Source organism: Halobacillus halophilus DSM 2266, from assembly GCF_000284515.1.
In the GTDB taxonomy this organism is placed as follows: Bacteria; Bacillota; Bacilli; order Bacillales; family Halobacillaceae; genus Halobacillus; species Halobacillus halophilus.
Window position 1 is genome coordinate 3,616,590 of the sequence record NC_017668.1, and the last position, 25,606, is coordinate 3,642,195.

Consider the following 25,606-nt stretch of genomic DNA (forward strand, 5'->3'; position numbering starts at 1 on the left):
TTATAAATGAAACATATGTCCCATTTTAGACTGTTTAGTTTTTAAATAAAGTTCATTTTCCTTCCGAGATTTCATCTGAATGGGTACCCGTTCCACTACCTCAAGATTGTACCCTCTAAGTCCGGAAATCTTTTTAGGATTATTGGTAAGAAGATTAAGTTTTGAAATACCTAAATCTCTTAAGATTTGAGCTCCCACCCCATAATCACGCAAATCAGGGCCAAATCCTAACTTTTCATTAGCCTCTACAGTATCAAGCCCCTGCTCTTGGAGCTTATAGGCTCGCAGCTTATTCACAAGGCCAATGCCTCTGCCTTCCTGACGCATATATAACAGGACGCCGCTTCCATTCTCAGAAATCTGCCTCAATGCATTGTGAAGCTGCGGACCACAGTCACAACGATAAGAGCCAAATACGTCTCCCGTCAGACATTCTGAATGAACACGGACCAATGTTGGCTTCTCAGGATCAATTTCTCCTTTAACTAAAGCAATATGTTCTTTATAGTCAATATCGTTCGTGTAAGCAATTGCCCTGAAGTCTCCATATTCCGTCGGTAAAGCGACTTCTACTTCTTTATTCACATGATTTTCGATTCGATACCGATATTGAATTAAATCGGCAATCGTAATCATTGGAATGTCGAATTCATCGGCCATTTCGCGTAAATCAGGAACTCTCGCCATCGTACCATCATCTTTAATAATCTCACAGATTACTCCAGCAGGCCTCGCTCCTGAGAGCTCCGCTAAATCTACGGAAGCTTCCGTATGACCGGCTCGGCGCAGCACGCCTCCTTCTTTAGCAATCAGCGGGAAAATGTGGCCGGGCTTTTGAAAGTCTGCGGCTGTCGCTTGAGGGTTCAGCATTTCCCTTATGGTAAGTGCCCTCTCGTCAGCCGAGATGCCGGTTGTCGTATCCTTATGATCAATACTCACGGTAAAGGCCGTCTGATTAGGGTCCGAATTTTGGTCCACCATCGGCATCAGTTCCAGATGATCGGCCAAACCGCTGGTAACGGGTGCACATACCAGTCCACGCCCATGCTTGATCATAAAGTTGATCATTTCCGTACTTGCATATTCAGCAATTCCGACAAGATCCCCTTCGTTTTCACGGTCCTCGTCATCACAAACGATTACCATTTTCCCCTGTTTCAATCTTTCTATGGCTTTTTCAATTGTATCAAACATTATTTCACCTTCTTTTCTAGGCAAATCCGTTATCAGACAAAAACTGTTTGGTCATTGTCGATTTCGGCTGCGCTGAGTGATCTCCCTTTAAAAAATGAGCAACATACTTACCAATCATGTCACATTCTATATTCACACGATCTCCGGTTTCCTTTTGCCCCAGGACGGTATGTTCCATCGTATGAGGAATAAGGGAAACCGTCACGCGGCTGCCTTCGACCCCAAACACGGTTAGAGACGTACCATCTACTGCAATTGAACCTTTATAAACAAAATAATGAATAAGTTCTTCCGACATTTCAATGTCATAATAAACTGCATTTGATTCAGGTTTTTTTGAAACAATGGTCCCCGTCCCGTCAATATGACCGGATACAAGATGACCACCAAATCTGCCACCGGCAGCCATGGCCCGTTCAAGATTCACGGGGCTCCCCTGCTTTAATTCACTTAGATTTGTAGCTCTATAAGTCTCAGGCATAATATCAAATTCTACAGAACGGTCTGTATAGCTGGTTACAGTTAAACAGACGCCATTGATTGAAATGCTGTCTCCTAACTTCACATCGGATAGCACTTTCTCCGCAGATATACTAAGTTCCAGAGACTCGGTTTTACTTTTAATAGAATGTAAAGAGCCGATCTCTTCAATAATCCCTGTAAACATTGATTTCTCTCCTTCTTACAGACACAATTTTTATATCTTCTCCTATTTGTTCATTGGATACTACCTGATAATCAGGTACGTTTTTCAATTCGCTGATCCCCTTTCCTGCTACTGGAGAAGATGCGTCTTTTCCTCCAATCAGTTTAGGGGCGATATAGGTGATGGTTTCTTCTACTTTTCCAGCTCGAACAAAAGCATCAGCAATGGTTCCTCCGCCCTCTACCAGTAAGGAAGTCACTTTTTGTTCTCCTAAATACTGCAGAGCCTGATGGATGTCTATCTGGTCTACATCCTGTTGAATAACTCTAATATGGTCTACATCCTGAAGTTTTTGGACCATATTCTTTGAGGCATGCTTACCAGTAAAAATCCAAGTGGGAGCTTCCTGATTTTGAATAAGTTTAGAGGACAATGGAATCCTGAGATTGGAATCGAAAACCACACGAATCGGATTATTTCCTTTTCCTTCTATTCTGGTAGTCAGGGTAGGATCATCTGACAAGACTGTCTGAATTCCTACAAGGATGGCATCCGATATATGACGATAGGTATGCCCGTCCTCTCGTGCTTCTTTTCCTGTAATCCACTGACTTTCACCTGTGCTTGTTGCAATTTTTCCGTCTAAACTCATGGCCGCTTTCAAGCGTACATAGGGTTCCCCTGTCTGGATAAAGTGAAAGAAATCCTTATTGAGCCGATCCGCCTCTTCCGTTAAAACATTGGTTTCAACTTCAATGCCGGCTTCCCTCATCATATTTATACCTTTTCCTGAAACCTCTGGGTTTGGGTCATGTGATGCTATAACCACCCTCTTAATACCGGCATCGATGATCGCTTTGGCACAAGGAGGGGTCTTACCGTAGTGGCTGCAAGGCTCAAGAGTCACATAGATTTCTGCACCCTTCGCTTTTTCTCCGGCCATCTGGAGAGCATGAACCTCTGCATGAGCTTCTCCAGCCTTCACGTGTACGCCCAGTCCTACCAATTCATTATCTTTGATAACTATTGCTCCAACAGATGGATTGGGGCTGGTTTGACCTACCGTTTCGCCCGCCATCTGAATCGCTGTCTTCATATATTGTTCATCACGGCTCATGTTCCCGCCTCCTTACGATGAATAAAAAATAAACCCTGAAGAAGACATACTTCCCCAGGGTTTATTTTACTTTTGATTTGCAAATGCCAAATAAACGGTACGAGTTTACTTCTCTGGTACCTTGACATGCTCCACATCCTTCTCCCATCCAGACTGTAACTGTCGGCTTTGGTCTCTCACCAAATCAGGAGGAAGAGTGCTTGACACTTCTTCCCCGTCGCGGGCTTAGAACGATTGTTCATCACCGCCGGCTGGGATTTTCACCCGACCCCGAAGGACTTTCTATTCTGTTGTATTACTATTAATATATATGAAATGCGATGAACTCGCAATTCTTTAGGTTTATATAAGAGCATTTTTGGTTTAATTAGGATTAATTTTGATTGTTGTTGACGAGTTTTGTCAACAATTCGTCAACAACATAGCTAGGCTAGAATATGAATTAACTTAGAGTACTCGTGAAATCTGTTTCACTCTAATATGCTATCCGTTGAATAGCTTTATGGAGTGGGAACCTAAAAAGTACGGTCATAAATGTGAGACTTCCGGGTGTGAGAAATACCTAATAGAGCAATATACCATTGCGAGATGGGAAGAGGATAAATAAAAAGCCCTCGATTGAGGGCTTTTTAAAATTTTTTTATTTTTTATAATCTCTTATACTTTAGAGGTTTTCAATGAAAAGCAACCTTGCAAGACTAAATTATAGATTGATTATGTTTTCATAAATTTGGTAATATTAAGAAGAGCCAAAAAGCCCCCGTGACTCCTTCATCGAGAAAGGGGGAGGATAACGTGGACAAGCGAAGAGGCAAGTTATCGCCATTACAACGCTTGTATTACGGATGCGGCGCCATCGCATTCGTGGTCGGTTGCGCAGTGGAAATCGTTAAACTATTCCTATAGTCCCTAACGTAGTCTTCACACAAGTAAACAATTAAAGCATGTAAGATATTAGCACCATCTTGAGCATTGGCTCTGTGGGAGAACTCATCATTCATTTGTACCACATATCGATGGCGGGGACATGCTTTTGTTTATGTGTGAAGGCTTTTTTATATTGTATGTAATAAACTCATTTTTATGTAAAAGAAAAACGCTACGTCAGGTCATCATCCCGTACGCAGCGTTCTTCTATAAGAAACATCCTCGACTGTAGCGAAGTCAAAGGTCGTCTCTAGCTTTTTCCCGCTTTTCTTAAAGATGCATCGACCTCGGAACTGTCGCCCGACAAAGCATACAGCCGGTGTCTTTAAGGATAACGTGGAACAAGCTGGACAAGTTATCTATTTATATATTATACCAATTACGCGCGTTCCGCAAACGGTAAGGACCTCTAAAAATGCTAAATATTGGATCAAAGATGCATTAAATTCCCATCACAATAATGTCTAACTAATTAAAACACAGTTTTATAAAAATTTATTACATTTTATTCAAAAGTCACAAAGCACATATTTCACAGAAATTCGACACTAAAAATATCTTCAAAAGACAGTGATGTATTTATCTTTTCTTCTATATCTAAACATCGTATCTTTCGTGTTCCTGGATCTAGATTCAACACTTTTACTTTGGTGCTACTGTAATTAAAGCCATTGTGGTGTTTAATCTCTACTGGGAGATCGTCCCTCCTTGCTCGTTGCAAAGCAAACTCAAGTTCTTCTAGCTGCTGCCCATCCAGAATGGCTTTCTCCACTCGGTCATCTTCTTTCCAGAGTTTCTGAATTGCTTCAACATGTTCCGGCAACATTAATGATGTCCACTTTATAGTACCACGATCATTAGGTCCGTTACTCATCGGGCTGCCTCCTTTTTACGCTTAGGAGGGAATACGGAAAGAATATTATCACGTTTGAAAGTGCGCACCTTCCTTCGAGCTAAACAAAACGCCAGAATAGTTCCTTCTCTTACCTCCAAAACTCGGACCATTCTCTGCGACATGTCGCCTTCTGAAGAAATATAAACCATTTCAATCCTTTGTTTACTTATAACAGCTCTTTCCATGAGTCCATTCATGTTATTACCTCCTGTATATAATACGAACGTTTGTTCTTATTATACCATTAGAGAAAAATAAATAAACATTATTTCTAAAATGGTGACACCAAAATTGTGTGAAGTCACGATAATAAAGTAAAGGAGTGATTTTAATGAAGAATTTAAAACAACGTATTAATCAATGGGAAGCAGAATTGAAAAAGTACAACTTGGAACCTGATGTGCTACAGGTTTTCAATGCCATGAGTGAGAATCTCCTTAGCCAGAAGAAGCATATAAGTGAACTGGGAGATATGCTAGAAAACTCTCAACAGGCTTATGTAGAATTAAGGAAAGAGTTAGTTACGGAAGGTTATAATCTGCGGTATTAAAAATTTCATTTGAAGATAACGAGGTGATAATATGGAACCTATGGTCAAGCAACTTTTAGCATGGTCCGAAGAATTAAAGCTGCATAATGTAGAACCTGGAGTAGATGAAGTCATTACTTCTATGGTTGAATATATCTATACTCAGCAGAAAAAAATCATTCATCTTGAAGAGAAACTAAGTATGGAAAATGGTATAAAACATTAAAATGAGCCCCACCTTTGGCGGAAGGTGAGGCTCTATCCTTGCTTTGAAAAATTATAAAAGTAAGCAAGGATTTAATTATTATATCATCTGATTTATTCTTTCTGAAATATTCATACCATAGTGCTCTTCAAAATGTATTTAATCGGATGCATAATTCCACAAAAAGGGAAACTCATGACATCAAAGAGCCACTACCTTTTATAGCTTTAAAAATTCTGATACTCCTCAAAAATGATTATTTTAAAATGACAATGCTCTATAATGTAATTTAACTCATGAGAAGGTTTGAGGGCAGCTAAACCTTACATCATGCCGCCCATGGATTCTTCAGTATTAATAGAGAAAAATAACATACTAATCAATTAAGGAGCTCAATTTTTCTCAGCGCATGGCACTTGCTTAGTATATTAAAACATGATCAAAAATGAGCAAGAGTATGTCATTTAGTATGTCAACTGATCCAGCGCTTTTTGACTAACATAACAGAAGTTCATTTCCAGTATTAATCAAAATTTACTGTCGGAACACCTGCCTCACTTAACAAATCATATAATTGTGAAATATTTTGATGGCCCTGTGGTAAGTACTTTAATTCCCTATAATGGAGCACTTCTCTTGCTTTACTAAAAGTAAAAATTACTCTTTCCTTAGCTCTTGATAAAGCAACAAAAAAAGCTTTCTTATCGGACTCAGTTTGGGACCCAAAGCTCCAGAAGGCACCGTCCTCAAGCCCAAGGAAGATTACAGTATTATACTCTAATCCTTTACTTTTATGGATTGTCATAATTGGAACACTAAAATCACCCAGAAAGTCTCTGATTGCAAGTTCCCAATCCCGTTGTTTGCTTAGGGATTGCCAAAGTTTATTTGCGGTATCTTTTACTATTTCATCTAAGTACCTTGACTTTCTATACTTAGGGAAGTATGCTTTTAGCCTATTTGACCCTACAAAAGAGATTATATTTTGTAAAAGTGAATGTATATCCTCTTCAAGGTTATTTTGTATTTTAATTCTTTCTAATTCCCCAGACAAACGATCTACAAATTCTGACGTTCTTTGTTCAAGGTTATATAAAGCATCATAATTGCTTTTTTCTTCTCCTCCTCTAACAGTGGATATGAAGTCAATAGTATCCAACCATACCTTTGGTTTAGAACCTGGTAATGACAATTTTAAAAAGTTTATCATTAACTCTACGCATTCTTCTGAAAGAAGGTCTTGAAATTCCTTTTCTAACCTAGAGCTAATATTTAATTCTTCGAGTGATAACATTAGTTGCTTGCAATAAATATGTTCTTGTTGCTTTACAATAATACAAAAATCTCTTGGTTCTAAATTGTCTATATTTATCCAATTATTTATTGCCCTTGCTACTGATGTTGCTTCCTTAATGTGATTTTCGTAATTCCAAATTTCACAGAATCCATCCATGCTATCCCATTCCCCTGACACTTCAACATTTACATTGTTGGGACTAAGGTTTTGGGATAACACGTTTTGTATTTGTACTAATTTTGGGGCTGATCTGAAATTTTTCACTAACCTTTTTTCTTTTGAAGTAAAATCAGTTTTAAAAGTACCAAAAGCATCCGGAAGGGCACCTGCCCAACCCATTATCCTCTGTTTTTCATCACCAACCGCAGTAATATAATTTCGGGAACCTTCAAATAAAGTTTTGAGCAAGGTATACTGTAATTTTGTTGTATCTTGAAATTCATCTAAAAACACATGAGTGTATGTTGCTCTAATAGCTCTGATAAGCATCGGATTATTATTTAATAAACAATCAGCAAGCAATGATATCATTGGGAATGTAAGGGAACTATTTAAATTAGACTTTCCTTTTATTAATAGGTCCCAAGATCGATGCACTAACCAAGAATATAGGTCATCTTCTTGTACTTCTTTTGGTAGTTCCTCTACCAATTTCTTTTGAAATACTGATGGCGTAAATTCGTAATACCAATTTGGAAAATACGGATTAGATTCTGTTAGGTTTTCCTTTATTATATTTGTTAGATCTTGTGGTCTTAATATAAGATCATAGTCACTACTTGGACGATAATCTGTTGGTAATGAAAATAAAAACTGGTCCACTAAACTTTTAGCGAACGAATCAAAAGTTCTAGATTCAAATCTTTTAGCTAAGCTTTTACCATAACGATTGATTACCCTATCTTCTAAATTTTTTGCTGCGTCAACTTTAAAACTAATAGCCAATATTTTGTGGGGCGGCTTACAGATGCCTGTTTCCAATAAGAAACCTGCTTTTTGGGCTAATAGTTCAGTTTTTCCTGCTCCAGGACCAGCGGCCACTGATAAATTCCCCTCATGTTTAACTGACTGATAAGCTGCCTCTTCAAGTACCATGTTGTTTGCCGGCTTCCAATTTTCTGGAACAATAAAACTCATATGCTTCCTCTATTTTCAACCAATAACTCATTGACTCGTTCAGCTAAGCTTTTCAGCTCAGAAGGTGCTTTTTCTAAATATTCATCTTTTCCTAAGTTGCTCAATGCAGCAATATGAGTACTTGGTTTTCCTCTACCTAAAAACAGTGAATTATACCATATCATCAATTTTTTCTCTTCTTCTGTATATGTTACACCCTTAGCTTTCTCACTCTTAAGGGTGGCCTGAATTGATGATTCCTTTTTCTCAGTATATTCATCGGTTGTTTCGTCAGGAATTCTTGGCCCATAGGTCATTGTGCTTTTATATTGCTGCTCGAACGATTTAAGCATAGAAAAATCTAAGTCTAATGGATTTGAAAAAAATACATTCTTGGATTCTAATATACTAATCCAACACTCCATATTCTCAACCTCTTCATTACTTCTCTCATGGAACTCCTCTAGCTGTTCAACCGTGTATGTGTACGGGTCCCCATTTCTTATTACACTAAGTAACCGCTCAGGGTCATGTCCATTTTCAATCAACTGCTTTAATGCATATTTTATTCTACCCCATCCCCCTCCATACCTTTCTCTATCTAAATCTAATAATGTGATGTGAGGGATTGACAACTGATTGAGTAACTTCCATAAATGGTTCACATGCCTGCCTCCTAATGGAACAATAGAAATACTAGTTTCATCAGGATATATATCATATGCGCTTAACAGCTTAGGCATTACAATTTCTTCGCTATCCCCTTCACCTAAAACTACTAATTTAGAGAAATAAAGGTCCGGGTATGCTTTCACTGCTTCTTTTATATAAGTAAAAGATTCACTTTGCTTATCAGGTAATGTAATACCTTTAACAATTGAATTATGATTCTCTATCTGCATATGTCTAATCTGTTCAGGATCAATTTTCTTTATAATTGAAGCGCTATGTGAAGAAATAACTACTTGGGAATTCTCTTTATTTGATATGTTAGATAAATTGCTTACCACTCTACCAAGTAAATGAGGAGATACATGATTTTCCGGCTCTTCTACTGCTAAAATGTTTAATGCTGGTTTTACATCACTTTCCATATTCTGTTCAATTTCCAATAAGGAAGAAACTAATGTAAGATAGAACAAAGACCTTAAACCATCCCCCATTCTGTCTATTGTTGATGAATTTCCATCCTCATTTGGAGAAAAGTGTACTTCTACCTTTTTAAGAATTGAAGTCAAATCAGTACTACTAAACATTAAATCAGTATGACTATATCTAGGATCCTTGTGGTAACTATTCCATTCTTTATTAAGCGTTTCTTTAACACTCTTCACGTCAGGTATTTCACTAAACAGCTCCATAACAGGACCCATTTTCTCTTTAATTTCCTCATTAATTGTATCAGGCCATTCAATATTTCGTAGTATCCTCCATAGTATAGTACCCGACGCATTCTTTAACTGAGTCATTGGATCTCTCATAGCTGGTACATATATTAATTGAATAGCATTTCTTTGATGTACAGGGATCGGCTGTTGTGCCTCTTCCTCCGGTTGACCTTCTGGTACAGTAATATAATATATATCCTGTTCTATATCCCCTTCTGGTGTTAGACCTTGTATCCACTTTCCCTCTAAACGAATCCTCATATAAGGTATGCCACCAGGCCTATCAACTATCATTTGTCTGAAAAAGGGTGGCACACTGTCAGTTTTAGACTCATCTTCTGCAACTAATTCAGGAAACTCAATTCTAACTTCGATAAATAGATTGATTTCCTCTATATCATCTGGTGATATGTTATGTGGTATATGAAAGTCACTTTTAATAAGGGTTCTTTCTGAATTTTTTTGGCCAAATAACCTTACTAAAGAACTTATCAAAGCTGTTTTACCCGTACTATTTCCACCTATTAAAGCTGTTATGTTATCTAAATGAACCTTTTGTGGTATTTCTCCAAAGGACCTATAATTTTTTAAAGTTACTGAAGTTATTTTAATTTTAATACCTCCATCCTTTTTCTACCATTTACAACCCTCATTTTACCTTATCTACTAAAGTCCTACAATTTATTTCCATCATTAGCATCAGTACAAAAAAAGCTTGAACCTATCAGATAGATTCAAGCAAGCTAGATAAACGCTTTAATTTTGATGGAACGCCGCCCATGGATTCACCTAGATTAATAAAGGAAAATAGTATCTATTTTAACTGGGAAAGCAATAGTTATAAGGCTCTAATCCAGTACAATAAATAAAAGGAAATAAATGTAAATGAGCAACTTATTATCCAAAACCGTCAGACCATCGTAAAAATAAACCCTTCATGCCCCCCTAAAAAGATCGATTTAAGACCTCAATTATTCTAATCTTAAAAATTTGATTAATAGTTCTTGGAAGAAAGGTAGTGTTCAATTGTTTTTAAGTATGTTTTCCAATCACGATAATGCTCATGGATCTTCTTTTCCAAAATGTTATCAATATGTTTTTCTTCGTTATATATTCCATCTCGACGCATGTTTTCCAACCTATTAATATATTGTTGTACTGATATTTCCTTTATTTTCCTTTCACCTACCTTTAACTCATGTTTTCGCATTAAATATTCTTTGAATTCCATAATTTCCTCCTAAAGGTAACTGCTAGATCAAGCAGGACAGATTTTAATTATAGCTTTGAACAGTTCTTGATCCATCCGTTAAACTTAAAAGGTCTGAATATTAGCGGATGGGAGGATCGGAAAAGTGAATAAATTAGAAACGATCGTAAAAGTGCATTAATTAAAAAATTAAGGATTAAGAGTGCCAACCAATGCCCGTAAATGTAACCTATCTAAAGCCAAAGTTTATATAAATACCTGAATTAAGAATTTTAAAAAACATTCGAGGGGTGTGTTTAGTCCAATCTATATAGATATAGTGTAACTTTACTTATTTTCGTTTAATAGCTGTTAAAAAGTTTGGGGATATTTACATTCGATTTTATATTTAATTGCCTTAAAGTTGTTCACTTGTTTGATTAGCTAGCCACTCTGTAAAGAGCTTCTTCCATTGATAAGTTCTCAATACAAATTCTTGATAAATTTGAATCAAATTATGTTCATCTATCTTAGGATTTTCAGATTTAATCTTTCTTGAGTAAATTATTCTGTAAGCAATAAAAAATAAATCGATAAACAATTCCTCTTCTTTTTTAAAGGTTTTAACACAAAACATAATTACATCAACTATCGAAAGTAATATACCTGGTGTTAAATTAATTTCTGAAACATCCTCAGTTCCCCATGCATCAGGGACTTCAAAAGAAGGGGAAAAAGTATGGGAGTGTTCACTGTTTGGTGTTAATATAGCAAGAATACTCCAAGGTTCATAAGGAATTTCGCTTATATTTTTCACCTTGTACTTTCTTAGATCTCGATTTATTTTTTCTAAGAGATTATCTCTAAGAACCTTAATTTCTTGTACTTTCATAGGCATAGGGGCTTCTATATTATCAAATCTAATTATCGCTGCCTGTAACCATTCTGACATAAATGCTGAATCATCAAGTTGTCTATTAGGTAACTCTGAAATAGTTGGCAGGGTTATCTGATTATCTAATAAGTACTCCCATGTAATAACATTATTAATATCGACCATACAATTAAATAAATCAAAACAGTCTACATATTCAATCTTTTTGGAAGGAAAAGCCGAAAATGGTATATTATTTATTTTTCCTTTTTCTTTCAGCTCTTTTTCATATTCTAGATACAAATGCTTAAAGTAATTTTCACTTTCCAAGTATTCTTTCATCTTTTGAACTTTTGGCCCCATTCCCTCTGTAGTTCTTGTCATAAAGACCATCGTAGAAGTTAATGGATTAGTTTTCATCATTTTATTAAAATCAGATTTCATTTTTAGTGCAATAGCATGGTCTTTATTCATGGTATCATGATGAATAGCATAAACAGCCAGTCTTTTGGTATTGTCGATAATTCCATCATTAGCCAGATCCCCTTCTGGTCCAATTGCTTTTGTGGCTTTAAACCGTCTATTCATTACTTTTTGGAATCGACTGCAGAAATTTTGAAATTCCTCTTCATTGAACCAAGAGATTTTTCTACAAAAGTCTTCATAATTTAATGTGATTCTTTGTATTTTACTCCCCTCCATGCTAAACCAAATAGTTAATTATATGAATTTTACTTCCATTATAAAAGTAAAGGACCCCTTTTGAAGAGTACTTTGATCTTTTAGTATCGTTTGAAACGTATTACCACTATTTTGAGAAGTTGTATCATATTAGGTTTGATCAGGTACGACCTGAAACCATTAAAATTCTATGAGAACGATAGTAACAGAAACAAGCCTCATAGACAGAACTTTTATCTTCACTGAGCCCTGACTCATTACCGCGTTGGTCGGGTCATTCATTTCTTAGGCAGGTGCGACAAATTCTCAAATGACCTTAAGTTGTTTCGATGGTCCTTTTGTTATAATTATTCAATAACTAAAATTTGTTTAAAGTCTAATTTAATGGTTTCATAGTAAAAATGCATAATTGCGTCCAAGGATTCCCTTAGATATTATTAAATAATGTTACTCAAAACAACGAAAAACTAAAGTCTTAATCATCATGAACTAATCTAAGAGTGCGCCTCCAATTCAGGAATGAATACTTCTATGTCCTCTTACTTATTATAGCTCAACTTACATTTATTACAATTAGGGGTTACTACCTCCATTTGTTGTGATGGTTTAAAATACTATTAAAATAATTACTAACTAACTTATTTGACATTAATTTCTTAGTTTATTTCTAACATTCCTTCCAGCCTTATCATTATCCTCACAATAGGTTATTTGCTTCATTTTATGACCTTTCTTCCCCATCCGTTTACCTCCATTAATAATCGTTTGCCGCTTAAGCCCCACCACTGAAACTAAGTGAGTATTGTGTAGTTTTTCTTTATTAATACTCCATTATCTACTTTATAACCCATCTGGTCCAGACATGAAATGTGAAGACTTTCTTAATCAAGCATCACCTCAAGCTTTCTTCGAAGCATATGACGGATCAGCAAATGATTCTGCCTATAAACTTAATATTGATTCTTACGGTATTTCCTGTAATAGTTCGCAATAAATATTGTAAAATTATGGAGGATTTTTAATTTAAGTATAGAAGTATATATTTCTACAGTCTATTTTGGCGAGTAGTTTTGACATGTTTATTTTTCTATAGTACAGAAAACAATTTTCATTAATAACTAGAAACAATGTATATGTTATTCTCAAAATTTAAAAATATGGAGGAATTATATTTTGATTAAAACTTGGTCAGTTGAACACTTTAAATCGATCTATGAAGAAACGGAACTTGAAATATCACCATTAACAATTTTCACAGGAGCAAATAGTTCCGGAAAAAGCACTATCCTTCAAAGTATTCTGTTAACAGCACAAACTATACAAAATAGTATCTCCTCCAAGTCAATAATACTTAATGGTCACATCATTAAACTCGGAACTTTTGATGATATTTTATCCAATCATTCAATAATAGATGACACCCAACATATTAGTATAGGATTTGACCTTAATATTGATACAAGTGATGATTGGAACAGGTTTTTATTTTCTGATAGTTTGATGGTAGAAGATATTAAGAATAGTTTAGTAAGTTCAAAGTTTAGCTTTTATAAGAATGAAGATAACGAGATAACCAATTTACATCCCGATTTAGAATCTAGTGAAGTTCACATAGAATTCACCTCTAGTGACAAAGAGGACAATAAACCGAAATATAACTTAAGTATCAATAAATCCAACTTATCTGTGGATCAACGGAAAAAAGATTACAAGATTAGGGATACGGAAATTGATGAACAATTATTGAAATATGAAGTAAAGACCAACTTTGATGTAGAGGATACTCCTTTTTTCCCTTACACAGAAGGAAAAGGTAAAGAAAAAATAAAACTAGCCGGATCTAAAATGCATCATTTTTTGCCTCTTGGCTTAGGGGTAGTTTATAACGAAACATATCAAACGGCTAAAAGTTTAATAGATTTATTTATCAATTCAGAAAGAACTTACTACTCAAGACATAGAAGACGTGTAGCATTAGATAGCTTGGAAAGTGGCAGTAACATTGAATTTATAAATATTATTATGGAAGAGATTAAAGATTTTAACAGTACATTATTTCAATCAAATCTGTCAGGAATTCAAAAAAAAGTAGTTGCTGGTAATTATGAGGAATTATTAAATGAATTTACACTTAGGAAGTTCAGAAAATATATAATGTCTTTAACAAGAAATCAAAGAACAGATTTAGAAAGTAGATTTAAACAACAAGAAGCAAATTTATTATCAGTGTTAACTAGGGATAAAGCCGATGTTTATCAATTAGACAGTACGAGCCTACCAGATCCAATTGAAGCTGGTGTGGCATATGTCAGGAATTTCTTTTCCAAAAATGTAAAATATCTAGGTCCGTTAAGAGATGATCCGAAACCAGTCTATCCTCACTCTGGAGCTACAGACTCTATGGACGTTGGTTTTAGAGGCGAACACACTGCAGCTGTATTAGAGATACATAAGGGCACAGAAGTTAGTTATTTATCTCCAGAAGATTTAGAAAAAGGAGGAGATATCTCACCTAAGAAAAACTCCTTAATACAGGCTGTTCTTGAATGGCTTAGATATATGGGGATTGTTACTAATGTGAAAACTGTCGATAAGGGTAAGCTTGGACATGAATTAAAAGTTTCAACAAACAACAATGATAATTACCATGATTTGACAAATGTGGGTGTGGGAGTCAGTCAAGTCCTTCCAATACTAGTGTTATCTCTCCTTGCAGATAAAGGATCAACATTAATATTCGAACAACCCGAATTACATTTACATCCACGCGTCCAAACTAGACTAGCCGACTTCTTTGTTTCAATGATTCAATTAAATAAACAGTGTATTGTAGAATCACATAGTGAATATATGGTAAATAGACTTAGATATAGATCAGTTGTGTCAGAAGATTCTTTTATCTCTGATAATGTAATGATGTATTTTGTTGAGAAGGAAGATGGAAAGTCTATATATAACCCAGTAAAGATAAATAGATATGGTGTTATTGAAGACTGGCCAAAAGGATTTTTTGATGAAAATGAGGAGAACTCTGCTGCTATTTTGAGAGCAGCAATGCAGAAAAGAAGAAAGGAACGTGGTAAGATAAATGATTAAAACAGTTATTGACCCACTTATCCTTGCGCTTCCGAATAGCAGTGATTCATTAGAGGAATTTGAAGAATATGTATATAGACTTTTAGACGTTGTTGAAGCTTCCGAGCAAAATCTAAAACTAATTACTAGCAAAGAGACGTCAAGCTTACTAGCATTCGAATTGGAATACCCTGAATGGGACCCTGTAAAAAAATTATTAAATCATTTTGGTCTAACAGGAATGATACAACCTAAAGATATAGTAGGCTCAATAGAAAAAATACTAAAGTCAAATACGATTGAAAACTTATTACAAATTGAAGATATACTTTATGAAAACGTAATATTTAGCCCTGTAGAAATAAGTAATAATAGAAAAACTCCTTACTTAGAGGAATTAGAGAAGATAGCATTGTGCATACTTCTAGCGCAAGAGGAGGGGAATAATTTTATATTTGTAACAAAAAAGTTATCGCAAAAAACTATTACTGTGCAAGGTAAAATCCATGAAATTGAATCCTCTGACCATTCAATTTCTAAGCATGAAATTCTAACTTACAAAGGGGACTTTCTTGCACTTAGTGATGTAAATAGAATTTATCAAGACATTGATCCTATTACCATATGGAAGAATGCACGTTCAAAAGAAGAATATGAATACGCAGTTAAAATTTATACTTGTCAATATACTTGTACTCATAATAATAGTTTTAAAGAATGGAATCTAGGTAACGAATTCCACATAAATATGAGAAAATATAATTTTACTCATCAAGAATCTAAAATAAATTCATTATTAAGATCTATCGCTGATGCGATTTTGGACCAGAATCTCCATAAAGTACACTCTTTGCGCGAGTCTCGTAGTGGTAATTCTTCGCAGAAAACATATAAAAATAAGAAAGCTTTAAGAAGAGATATTGACCAAGAATTTCATTTACATTACTGGGTAGAGGGGAACCATTTAGAATTTGCACAATTAGGAGTCCATAACGATATGAATATTCCATCACCTAGTTATTAACGTTTACCGTAATTCTAGTAGCAAATGAAAAGTGTCTGGAAATTTCCAGACACTTTTTTTAAATAGATATTAATTGGTTACAAAATCTATTCTCTACCTTTCTATTTCTGACTCTTTCTTTTTCCTAACATCTATATTCCAGTCTTTATTTGTAGGTATTTCAACTTTAGATGCTTCTTTACTCATTAGCCGGTAATAATTACTTGCAAACTCCCTTCCAGCCTTATCATTATCCGTACAAAATGTTATTTGCTTCACCTGATGACCTTCCTTGCCCATCCGTTTGACTTCATCAATCATGGTCTGCCGCTTAAGCCCAGACATGGAAACTAACCGAGTATTCTGCAGTTTTTCTTTCTTAATACTCCAATACGATAGTGCATCAATCGGGCTTTCAAAAAGGTAAATGGAATTAGGTCTTCCAATATCTACTGAAAACCCACCCGAACCATGGCTGTTCCTATCAATACCTTTAAACATTCGTCCACCTTTCATTGGACTGGTTCCTTGGCGGTCTACTCCTACGATCTCTCCCTGCTGTTTCCACTTAAAAACCACATTTCCGAGCTTGTCCTGTGCTATTAAATTTTTATTTTCAAGCCAATTAACGATCTTAGGATGAATCTTCCGTTCATTCGTTAGATAATCTTTAGCCTTTGTCCTATCGTTCACTTCATAATGTGAAGGATATTGATAAGGCTCCTTAGGCTTTTGCTCTTGAGAATTGTCTTTCACTTTATAACCTTGCTCATTCAGATCAATCACAGCTTCTGGAAAGCTCATCCCATAAAACATCTTGGCAAAGTTAATGACCCCAGCTCCTTTCTCGTCTCTGGAGTTCCAGGCATACATTTGGTCTTTAATCACTAAACTATCATGTACTTGGTGTCGGTAGTACCTCCCCTCTCTCTTCAATGGCTCCCCTTTACGCTCCAGATAGTCTATGAGATCCACATTCCGAGCAACCTCCACTTGATCCGCGCTTACATGTTTGGCCATGCAGCACTTCCTCCTTTCTAAATTTAGATATAAAAAAAGACAGGGAGAAAACTCCCTGTCTAGCGTTCAACCTCTATCTTTTCTTTTTGCTTTTCATTCTGCTGTGAAGCCTCCTTATTCCCCTTTCCATTCTGCATTTCGGAAGTGGTTCTTTCTTTTTCTTTCTCTTCAAGGAACTCTCGGTCAAGCTTACTTTCGATTTGAGATAGTCGCTGCTCCCCTCGATCCGTTAATGGTAGTTCTTTTAATTCTTGTAGAGATTCTTTTTTAAGCTGATACACCTCTTCTTTACTGTGAGTCTCTTGAAAGGAACGCATCTGATTTAAACGGTCTTGCCGGTCATTGTTTTCTTCTTTGTCTAACTCTTTTCCTACGGTTGGTTCAATAAAGTTCATAAGCTCCTTCTTATATGCATCTTTGTAGTCTTGATGTGAATATTCTTCTTCGGTCTTTTCTTCCTTACCAAAGGGCCCGCTATCCTTCTCAGCCTTACTCACTTGGCTTCTGTACATTTCCCGAAGCTTTTCTGAAGGTAGTATCTCTCTTTCTTGTTTCTCTTCTTCCATTACATGTTTGGGTTCTTTTACACTCATATCTTTCTCCCCTTCCTTTTCTTGGCCCATAGATTCTTCAATTGTTGTAATAAACTCTTTAGCTGTTGACTGAACCTCTTGTAATAAGCTTTCATGGTCTTTAAATTCATGATCCTTGGTCCAGTGATGCAGATAATCTAATGAGTAATCGCTGGTATCAATATTAAAATAAGAAGCAACCGTATAAGCTGTCATTTCTGCCTGAAATTCTTTCTCGGGTTTGGTGTATTCATTTATGTTTTCCTTTGTATGAAGCTTGGCATGAGTCAGTTCATGTAACAGAGTTTTTGTATCTTGTCGCTCAGAGTTACGCGGATTAAGAGCGACTTCTCCTTTCCCTGTATAACTTACTCCTTTAGCTGCTCCTAACTCTTCATAAGGTTCTACAATTTGAATGTCATTTTTCTCTGCTATAGTCTCCATCCCTTGTCGAAACTGACTATAGTTTTCAACCTTCCCATCGATCCATTTGTTAGGAAAGATTTGAGGTAGATCTTTTTGAGTGGCCGTTGTCTGGGAAACATCAAACACATTGCCGGTAGAATAAACAAGACGGCCATCTCGTTTATCGAGTTGACCGTCTTTGACTTGCTGCTTTTCTGTTTTTGTCGCATATTTCAAAGGTTTCCATTCGCCCTCTTCATTTTGAAACTGCTGGCCTAATCGGTTAGGTACAAGAACCTTTAGACTTTTTTCTCCTTTGTTTACAGGGAACCCTTTCTCTTTCCAGAAGGCGTAGGAACCTACAGCTTCAGCTCCCGGAAACTGTGAATCAATGAGTGCTGTATTGCGTGGAGAATACCGGTGGAACTTCCCCATAAAGTCTAGATACTCTTTCATTTGTTCGGGAGAATGAAAGTGGTTTGAAATACTTTTTTCCATCCCCTCTGTCAGTCGATTGATCTCCTCTTTGACCTTTTCCGGTGATTTCTGTTTATAGGGTCGTTTAGTCTTCGCCATGATCCTCAGCTCCCTCACTGATGTTCATGAGTTCTTCCATTTCTTCTTCATCGTAATTTGGTTCTAAATTTAATATCAATTCCTTTGTTTTCTTATGAAAAGGAATGAGTAGGTTCTCTTGATTCACTAAATGCTGCTCAAGATCATCCATTTCCTCATTACTTAACGTTATGGTATATTCCTCCTGTCCCACGTCCATCACGAGCTCATTACTTTCACTCAAACGCTTAAACACCCCTACTTCATAATCGTTATTAAACGAAAGCATTCCTTCAACTCCTTTGTTAGATCATTCCTCATGAATTCCATTAGCTTGATGCTGGCTGAGTCTCTCCGGCACTTATTCTCTTCTGTCGCTGATGACTGATTCTTTCTTCCACCGCTTGTCTCGCATCCTTCATCGCTTGGCTTTCAAAGATCGGTGTCGTAACACAACTTTCTAAGTTTTGATCCATCGCAAAACCATTCATTAATTCCAGAAGGACTTGTGTATTTTTATCGCTTCGATTGGCTGCTAACCGCAACCGTTTCACCTCTTCAGAAAACACTTCTTGGAAACGTTGCGCCATCAGACTCAAGAGATATTCTTGTGAGTGGTCGGTTGTCTTCTGTGCTTCCCATTCGCCAATCATACGGTCTAAAGCTTCACCAGGATAACGAATATGATGCTGTTCCTGATACTCATTGATTAACGCTATCGTCTCTTCATGGAGCGTGACATTTTGACGCCTTCCCATTCATATTCCCCTACCTTTCTTTTTCAATTTCTCGTTCTAACTTCTGATGATCCATATCATTGATAAACTGATCATAGGTTTGTCCCATCGAACGTTGAATACTCCTTAAGGAACGCTGCAATTGAATTCCTGACGGCATGGACTTATAAGGGTGCTTTGTATTGGACGTTTGTCTAGGATACTGCTGGTAATCGTACTGCTTCATTTCTTGTAAGAACGCATTGCCCATTCGTTTATAGAGATCATCCAACTTGTTTTGTTTGTAATGTTCATATCGCTTCTTATCCTTAGGTCCATCCCCATAAGCCTGTTTTAGTTCGTTCACTTCTTGATCCAGTTTATTATGCAGCTGCTTCATTTCTTTGGGGTGATACTTATCTAAATATTTGGTCGTTAGTTCATCAATCTTCGGTCGAATAGGATTCATCGTTTGATAGCCATAGTGCCACTGTCGTTTATCCTTAGGCAAGTGATTATATACTTCGAGAAACAAAGGCTTCATTTCTCTATTGCTCCATTTCATGTTGCTATTCTCTCTCTTCTCATTCACTATATGGTCCCGGATCAACGAGTTTATTTGATCCCGTTCTTGTGTTCGATCTAATAATCCATTCACGACTTCACTTTTCATCGCGTCTAGAGTTTTAGGCTTTCGCTTTCCACGGTCACGAGTCGGGTTTGGTTCGACTGTGGCCACATGAATGTGAATGTTATCAGTATTATAGTGAATGGCTGCCGACCAAACAGCACTCTCTTGTAATCCCTCTTTCTTCATCATGGTCTGCATGGATTTTCTTGTCACTTGCTTCAAAGCATCTTCATCCAAGGTGTGGGTTTTTGAATCATAAACACCTCGTTCTTGAAGCCAATCATTATCAAATGTAATGACATCTTGCCACATGATACTGTTCTTCTTTTGAGCCTGTTCGAATAATGATTTGATTCCCTGTTTTCCTTCTATAGATAAGTGATCCGACTGTTGAGTAAACAAAGCAGATGTTTTATCCGGATCGTCCATATAGTGATTATATAAACTAAACATGGATCGATGAGCTTCCCCTTTTCCTTTAGCTTCCTCCCGATCCACGTATTGCACATAATCTTGAAATCCTTTCTTGTTCGCTGTCACGAATTTTGTTTTTAATACTACTCCAGGTGTTACAGTTTCACTCATGCTTCTTCACCTGGTTCTTCAATCTGCAAGAGATCGTTCATTTCTCGAATCGCTGTATAACAATGAGCCATTGTTTGAATGTTGCGGTCGACTAATTGCTGCAATCTTTGTTCACGATTGTTCTCTTCTCGAAAGACCGCCAACTGATGCAACTGAGCATGTAAAAACTCTTGCCGACTTAATCCTTTTTCTTCCGCAAGTTCGTCAATTCGTTGAACGGTTTTTGGATCCATATAACGAATTCTTACTTCCATACCAATCACTCCTTTTGATCAAGTTCCTAAAACTAGAGAATAAAGAGAAGAGCATAAGGGGTTTTTGTTCCCACTTGGCGTGTGAATCCCGGCAGAGCCGGGCAAAACGAGGGAACAAGAATTTCTCCAGATGTGCGGTCGCTGTGCGTCTAAAATAGGAACAATCATTCGTGTATTCACCATGATGTGTGGTCCCTGCACAAGAGATGTGTGGACACTGTGTTGACTGTAGCGAAATCTCTGCCCCTTATTCGTTTGATAGCATCTCCCTTTTTTCTTCTAACATCTTAATCTTATCCTTGATGGTTTGAATGGCTAATTCATGCTCGGCTGCCTCTTGATTGATCTGCTCTTTTTCATTTTCCAGACGATGAATTCGAGCCTCTGTTTGCTTTTTCTCTTCCTTTGTTTCGTATAGAAGCTCTGATTCTAATTCAACGGTTTTTTGATCAATTGCTTTGATCCGTTCATCAATGGATTGGATACGTTTCTTCTTCTCTTTCCTTGTTTCTTTCGCCTCTTCGATTTCCTCAGATACAGCAGCCACTTCATACTTTTGCTCTGTTAAAATGCTTAATTGCTTGTCCATTTCCACTTCACGCTGATCGGTATAAATCCGTGCCAGCTCTTTCTTTTCCTCACCCCCTTTCAGGGAATTTTGAGCATTCTCTTTCGTTAAAAGCGTATTGGTATTTTCCTTGTTTACATCTAAGGCCATAACATCAAAGGAAGGACTTACCTGTTGAATGCTAATGACATATCTGCTTTCATCGTTATACTCTACTTGTGTCGGAAGATCACGTTTTGGATGCTCTTTTTCCTGAGCCGTGAAGCTTAACTTTTCATCTAATAAAGTGGTTGATTTATTGAGATTTAAGGTGACAATCATCAACTCTTTCGTTGGATTATAAACCCAGTTCTTAATGGTCAATTCACCTGATCCTTGTAAGTTTAGAGGTTCATTGACAGGCGTTTGCTGAACTTTACTCTGCTCTTCATCACCAAAGATAAAACCTGAAAACAAGAAAAAAAGAAGCGCCATAGCCATGACGCTTAATCCCATAAGATATTTTTTTGAGGTCCCTTCCGTGATGAGTTTCGTTTGTTTTTTCATGAATAGCCTCCCTCTTCTACATGTTGGAAATCTGTTATCTTCCAATGCCCTTCTTCCCTATGAACTTTTATATGGAGGAACACGGGAGACACCTGTTTTTGATCACTCTGCAAAGATAAAAGAGTGTGTTTAAATCGAACGAACACGCTTGCTTGATTGTTTGTGAGATTACCTGTTTTGATATATATTTCTACTTCCTCTACCTCCGTTTTCCTGTCTCCTTTATAGGTCTCTGTAGGAAAGAAGGTTGCAGCTAAATCGTTGCTCATCATCTTGGGTGCTTCCTTTTTCCTTTCTTGATAGGTCTCTTTATCCTGTTGAAAGACTACCTCTATAAACGTAGAAACCTGCTTCACTAAAGCGTTATATCTCGCTTGAATGTCCGCAGGTTTCTGTTTTTGTAACGTCTTCTTTAATTCCTTTTTTTCTTCCATAATCGTTTCGTTTTTCTCTTCTAATTGTTGCACTTCCTTCTGTAGATCGTCATTCGCTATCGTTTGTGCAGCATATATATTCATAGATGTGAGAATGATTAACAGAGCGACAAACACACCAAAAAGAACCCGTCTTTTCATCCATGTTCTCCTTTCTTAAAGCCCCAGATAAGGAGCAGGGTCCACGTCCGAACGATACTGGTTTTTGGTCATGACTTCGAAATGAAGATGGGGTCCTGTAGAGTTTCCTGTCGTACCACACTTGCCTACTTCTGAACCTTTTTGGATCATCTCTCCGTTTTGTACACTTATCGCATACAAATGGGCATAGTGACTATAAAGTCCCTCTTCATGTTTCACTAGAACGTTATTTCCGTAACCAGAATTTTTTCTTACCACCTCTACCACTTGGCCGTTATCGACGCTTTGAATAGGTGTTACGGCATTCGTACAGGCAAAGTCTATTCCTCTATGCATATCCGGTGTCCCATCAAAGGGATCGGAACGCATACCGTAATCGGAGGTTTGGGTAAGAGCCCCTTCAATGGGCATCACCCAGTCTCCCGTTGGTTGTAAATCGGCTTCAATAATTCCGCCTATAAGGTAACTTAATACAGCCTCCACATAACCAATATCGCCATAACAAGCTCCTGTTTCTGCGGACTCCGGTCGAATGCATGAATACATGCCTGTGTGTTTCAATTCCTGGTATTTCATTCTTGAAAATTCGATGGCTAACTCTTTGCTGTACTCCCCATTATTGTGTTCGTTGGCGTAATCAATAAATCCTCCACCGAAGTTATAAGCTTGAAGCGTTAGCTTAATATCTCCCCCGGCTTTTTCCAGCATCTCCGAGAAGTATCGGATACCAACCTTGATACTTCTTTCTGGATCTTCAATCGTGTTTGGCGGTAGACCAAGAGACTCACTTGCTTGCATGACATCATCTACTCGTCCACCCGATTCCTGCATCGTTTTGGCCAAGAGAAGCTCCACATACTTGGACACTCCATACTGTTCGGCGTACTCTTCAAACAGAGGCCGATACTCTTCTAATGCAGGTGAAACTTGCGCTGTTCCATTCACGACGTCTACGGACCGCACATCCTCACTAGAGGAAGACTTTTGATAACCGATCACTCCTGTGATGACGGATGCATATAAGAGCATTTGTAGAAGGAAAAGAGCTACCAGAATACCTATTAACCATAGCCATACTTTCCGAGGAACTAACCCAAGGAGAAGGGACCAAGGCATCCTTAAGCACCTCCTCCAAACAACGCTAACTCTTCATCTGATACCTCTACCTTGAAACGAATGTTTTCCACCGCACGGATGCTTAACATCGTCTCTCCTGTTTGTAGGTAAGGGATATCTTTTAATTCACTTTGGCTTAATTGCCCCATGAATATTTGCTGCATCATCTCTAAGTTATTACTATCCTGCTGCATAATAATTTTGTATTGGGTCAGTTCAAAAAGCTTCTTGATCTCCTCTACCATACTCTGATCTGAACCCTCAGGAACAAAATCACGAATGGTGTGACTGGCATAGAGGAGAGCACCAAAATACTTCCTGGCCTCACGACTAAACTTGGTAAGGAAATCGAGAGCACTCTCACTTTTCTTCTTTGTGTTTATAATATGGTGAGCTTCATCCATTAAAATGAGATATCGTACAGCATCTTCAAAAGCTAATTCACCTCGATTATAAGCATCAAACTGAGGTGAACCATTCGTTAGCATGGAGTCCCATAAGAGGTTGAGAACGTTAAACAATTGCGCTTGGAAAACCTCGGCTCTCATTTGAGATAGGCCCCTCAGGGTAAACGTAACGACCTGTTGCTCATCAAAGTGTTCAATGGTCGATACGCCATTAAAGAGGTGCGCGTAAGTCTCTACAAGATTCCGAATGTTTAATTCGATGCTTTCCAGACGTCGTTTCCTTTCCTGACTCAACTTTTCTCTTTGCTTTCCTTCCTTGATATTTTCATAGAGTTGTTCTTCGATAAAGGCAAGAAAATCGGTAAAGATCGGGTACTCCTCAACAGCAAGTTCGGTTATATTTGATTTTGAATCATCGTTCCATAAGCCAAGATTTTCATAGAGCTTTCTTAATAGATTTTCATATTCTTTCAATTCACTATCATTCGCTTCAGGGGCTAAGAATTTATAGAATGTCGTTAACTTGGATAAGTGCTGAGTAAAGGAGGTATATTCATCTTCTGCCGTTTGATATACCTGCAAAGGGTTGATGACCCCATCTGACCCATCAAGCGCAATTTGTTTTCCGCCTAAAGCTTCCGTTAACTCTACAAATTCTCCTGTGACATCAAACGTCCGAACCTTATAGCCTTTAATCGCGTTATCCAGCATAATTTTCTTAAGCGTGGTAGACTTTCCTGCTCCCATCGCTCCCACCATGACTCCGTTATAACTCTTACGTTGCTGATCTCTATGAAAGAGATCAAAGACCACATTTCCTCCTGTCAATGTCGTCCCGTAGAAGGTACCAAAAGGATCGTTTAAGCTAGTAAAATGAAAAGGAAAGCCACCAGCTAACCCTAAGGCGGGTATCGGATGACCTTCCCTCTTGTTTCGATAAGTGGATTGTTCGGTATAATTCGTGAGTAGCGATTTCCATTCGAATTCCTGTTCGTTTAAGAAAATAGATCCTCTGAAATTCTCGTCCTGTAATGTCGATAAGACGACTTTCACTTTATCTTCCAGCTCTTCTCTTGTTGGCGCACTTACATAATGTCTTAGGTGAACACGTTTAATGATTTCCCCTTCCTCAGAGACCTGATTGTAAAGCTCCCTCAAATCATCGTAGTTATTTTGTGCCTCTATAATGCCAGCATTATCTTTTTCATTAATCATTCGGGAACTCTGTTCAGCCATCCCTTTGTTTAAACCATCCCGGACTTTGTAACGATCGTCCGAGACAATATCCATCGTTGTAATGACATTCTCCATATTGAAAATAGGTTCTAGCCAAAAGTCCGAAACATTTTTAGGGAAGGCATACACATGGACACAAACTTCATAACCATCTCCTTTACGAATAAAAGATTCTTGGAACTTAACCCCTCCTTGTGGTTGGATATGAGCAAGCAAGAAAGGATTGTAGCCTTTTTCTTGGATTTCTTCGGTATCATTTTTCTGTTTTAGAAATGAGAACAATG

At 37.3% G+C, this 25,606-nt stretch carries 23 protein-coding genes and 1 riboswitch; of the genes, 4 read left to right on the forward strand and 19 right to left on the reverse strand.

Annotation, left to right across the window (positions count from 1 at the left end; translation table 11 throughout):
• The 5 genes from HBHAL_RS17810 to HBHAL_RS17830 form a co-directional block, all read right to left on the reverse strand.
• Positions 1 to 1,194: a bifunctional 3,4-dihydroxy-2-butanone-4-phosphate synthase/GTP cyclohydrolase II gene (locus HBHAL_RS17810; protein WP_014644902.1), complete on the reverse strand. Its 1,194-nt coding sequence runs from the start codon at positions 1,192 to 1,194 to the stop codon at positions 1 to 3.
• A 16-nt stretch (positions 1,195 to 1,210) separates the two neighbouring features.
• A complete protein-coding gene (gene ribE / locus HBHAL_RS17815) occupies positions 1,211 to 1,861 on the reverse strand; it encodes a riboflavin synthase (RefSeq protein WP_014644903.1) in 651 nt (216 codons plus the stop codon).
• A complete protein-coding gene (ribD, locus tag HBHAL_RS17820; protein ID WP_014644904.1) occupies positions 1,842 to 2,957 on the reverse strand; it encodes a bifunctional diaminohydroxyphosphoribosylaminopyrimidine deaminase/5-amino-6-(5-phosphoribosylamino)uracil reductase RibD in 1,116 nt (371 codons plus the stop codon). Before ribD ends, ribE begins: the two co-directional genes overlap by 20 nt.
• A gap of 132 nt (positions 2,958 to 3,089) precedes the next feature.
• Positions 3,090 to 3,239: riboswitch (FMN riboswitch) on the reverse strand.
• Between the two features lie 1,177 nt (positions 3,240 to 4,416).
• Entirely contained in the window at positions 4,417 to 4,758 is a 342-nt protein-coding gene (locus HBHAL_RS17825) for a YolD-like family protein (protein ID WP_014644905.1), read from the reverse strand.
• Positions 4,755 to 4,976, reverse strand: coding sequence for a WYL domain-containing protein (locus HBHAL_RS17830; RefSeq protein WP_014644906.1), 222 nt, complete (start codon positions 4,974 to 4,976; stop codon positions 4,755 to 4,757). Before HBHAL_RS17830 ends, HBHAL_RS17825 begins: the two co-directional genes overlap by 4 nt.
• Before the next feature lie 134 nt (positions 4,977 to 5,110).
• On the opposite strand from HBHAL_RS17830, the gene HBHAL_RS17835 reads away from it, so the two are divergent.
• Together HBHAL_RS17835 and HBHAL_RS21660 are read left to right on the forward strand one after the other, a co-directional pair.
• Positions 5,111 to 5,329 carry a hypothetical protein gene (locus tag HBHAL_RS17835; RefSeq protein ID WP_014644907.1) on the forward strand — a complete coding sequence of 73 codons (219 nt, stop codon included), beginning with the start codon at positions 5,111 to 5,113 and terminating at the stop codon, positions 5,327 to 5,329.
• 40 nt (positions 5,330 to 5,369) lie between these two features.
• Positions 5,370 to 5,534, forward strand: a complete 165-nt coding sequence (locus tag HBHAL_RS21660; protein ID WP_162470916.1) for a hypothetical protein — start codon at positions 5,370 to 5,372, stop codon at positions 5,532 to 5,534.
• Between the two features lie 502 nt (positions 5,535 to 6,036).
• Here HBHAL_RS21660 and HBHAL_RS17840 read toward each other — a convergent pair.
• The 4 genes from HBHAL_RS17840 to HBHAL_RS17855 all read right to left on the reverse strand — a co-directional run bounded on the left by HBHAL_RS17840 (position 6,037) and on the right by HBHAL_RS17855 (position 12,079).
• Complete coding sequence (locus tag HBHAL_RS17840) at positions 6,037 to 7,947, reverse strand: UvrD-helicase domain-containing protein (protein WP_014644909.1); 1,911 nt, start codon at positions 7,945 to 7,947, stop codon at positions 6,037 to 6,039.
• Complete coding sequence (locus tag HBHAL_RS17845) at positions 7,944 to 9,926, reverse strand: ATP-dependent nuclease (protein ID WP_041601446.1); 1,983 nt, start codon at positions 9,924 to 9,926, stop codon at positions 7,944 to 7,946. Before HBHAL_RS17845 ends, HBHAL_RS17840 begins: the two co-directional genes overlap by 4 nt.
• Positions 9,927 to 10,308: 382 nt before the next feature.
• A complete protein-coding gene (locus HBHAL_RS17850) occupies positions 10,309 to 10,545 on the reverse strand; it encodes a hypothetical protein (protein WP_014644911.1) in 237 nt (78 codons plus the stop codon).
• A 376-nt stretch (positions 10,546 to 10,921) separates the two neighbouring features.
• Positions 10,922 to 12,079, reverse strand: a complete 1,158-nt coding sequence (locus tag HBHAL_RS17855) for a hypothetical protein (RefSeq protein ID WP_014644912.1) — start codon at positions 12,077 to 12,079, stop codon at positions 10,922 to 10,924.
• Positions 12,080 to 13,231: 1,152 nt separating this feature from the next.
• On the opposite strand from HBHAL_RS17855, the gene HBHAL_RS17860 reads away from it, so the two are divergent.
• The gene (locus HBHAL_RS17860) at positions 13,232 to 15,154 is read left to right on the forward strand and encodes a DUF3696 domain-containing protein (protein ID WP_014644914.1); all 1,923 of its coding nucleotides are present in this window, start codon (positions 13,232 to 13,234) and stop codon (positions 15,152 to 15,154) included.
• Positions 15,147 to 16,157 carry a hypothetical protein gene (locus HBHAL_RS17865; RefSeq protein WP_014644915.1) on the forward strand — a complete coding sequence of 337 codons (1,011 nt, stop codon included), beginning with the start codon at positions 15,147 to 15,149 and terminating at the stop codon, positions 16,155 to 16,157. Before HBHAL_RS17860 ends, HBHAL_RS17865 begins: the two co-directional genes overlap by 8 nt.
• Positions 16,158 to 16,250: 93 nt before the next feature.
• Here HBHAL_RS17865 and HBHAL_RS17870 read toward each other — a convergent pair whose 3' ends face one another.
• From HBHAL_RS17870 to HBHAL_RS17915, 10 genes are all read right to left on the reverse strand, one after another.
• Positions 16,251 to 17,156: a toprim domain-containing protein gene (locus HBHAL_RS17870; RefSeq protein WP_014644916.1), complete on the reverse strand. Its 906-nt coding sequence runs from the start codon at positions 17,154 to 17,156 to the stop codon at positions 16,251 to 16,253.
• A 59-nt stretch (positions 17,157 to 17,215) separates the two neighbouring features.
• Positions 17,216 to 18,709 (reverse strand): ImmA/IrrE family metallo-endopeptidase, encoded by a 1,494-nt coding sequence (locus HBHAL_RS17875; protein WP_014644917.1) that lies wholly within the window; start codon positions 18,707 to 18,709, stop codon positions 17,216 to 17,218.
• Positions 18,696 to 18,977: a hypothetical protein gene (locus tag HBHAL_RS17880; protein WP_014644918.1), complete on the reverse strand. Its 282-nt coding sequence runs from the start codon at positions 18,975 to 18,977 to the stop codon at positions 18,696 to 18,698. Before HBHAL_RS17880 ends, HBHAL_RS17875 begins: the two co-directional genes overlap by 14 nt.
• A 40-nt stretch (positions 18,978 to 19,017) precedes the next feature.
• Positions 19,018 to 19,446, reverse strand: a complete 429-nt coding sequence (locus HBHAL_RS17885) for a hypothetical protein (RefSeq protein WP_014644919.1) — start codon at positions 19,444 to 19,446, stop codon at positions 19,018 to 19,020.
• A gap of 10 nt (positions 19,447 to 19,456) precedes the next feature.
• Positions 19,457 to 20,620, reverse strand: a complete 1,164-nt coding sequence (gene mobP2 / locus HBHAL_RS17890) for a MobP2 family relaxase (RefSeq protein WP_014644920.1) — start codon at positions 20,618 to 20,620, stop codon at positions 19,457 to 19,459.
• Positions 20,617 to 20,874, reverse strand: coding sequence for a hypothetical protein (locus HBHAL_RS17895; protein ID WP_014644921.1), 258 nt, complete (start codon positions 20,872 to 20,874; stop codon positions 20,617 to 20,619). Before HBHAL_RS17895 ends, mobP2 begins: the two co-directional genes overlap by 4 nt.
• Positions 20,875 to 21,121: 247 nt before the next feature.
• Entirely contained in the window at positions 21,122 to 21,988 is an 867-nt protein-coding gene (locus HBHAL_RS17900) for a hypothetical protein (RefSeq protein ID WP_014644922.1), read from the reverse strand.
• Positions 21,985 to 22,563 carry a hypothetical protein gene (locus HBHAL_RS17905; protein WP_014644923.1) on the reverse strand — a complete coding sequence of 193 codons (579 nt, stop codon included), beginning with the start codon at positions 22,561 to 22,563 and terminating at the stop codon, positions 21,985 to 21,987. Before HBHAL_RS17905 ends, HBHAL_RS17900 begins: the two co-directional genes overlap by 4 nt.
• Before the next feature lie 15 nt (positions 22,564 to 22,578).
• Positions 22,579 to 23,679, reverse strand: coding sequence for a lysozyme family protein (locus HBHAL_RS17910; protein ID WP_014644924.1), 1,101 nt, complete (start codon positions 23,677 to 23,679; stop codon positions 22,579 to 22,581).
• 2 nt (positions 23,680 to 23,681) lie between these two features.
• Positions 23,682 to 25,604, reverse strand: a complete 1,923-nt coding sequence (locus HBHAL_RS17915; protein ID WP_014644925.1) for a VirB4 family type IV secretion system protein — start codon at positions 25,602 to 25,604, stop codon at positions 23,682 to 23,684.
• Positions 25,605 to 25,606 lie beyond the last annotated feature (2 nt).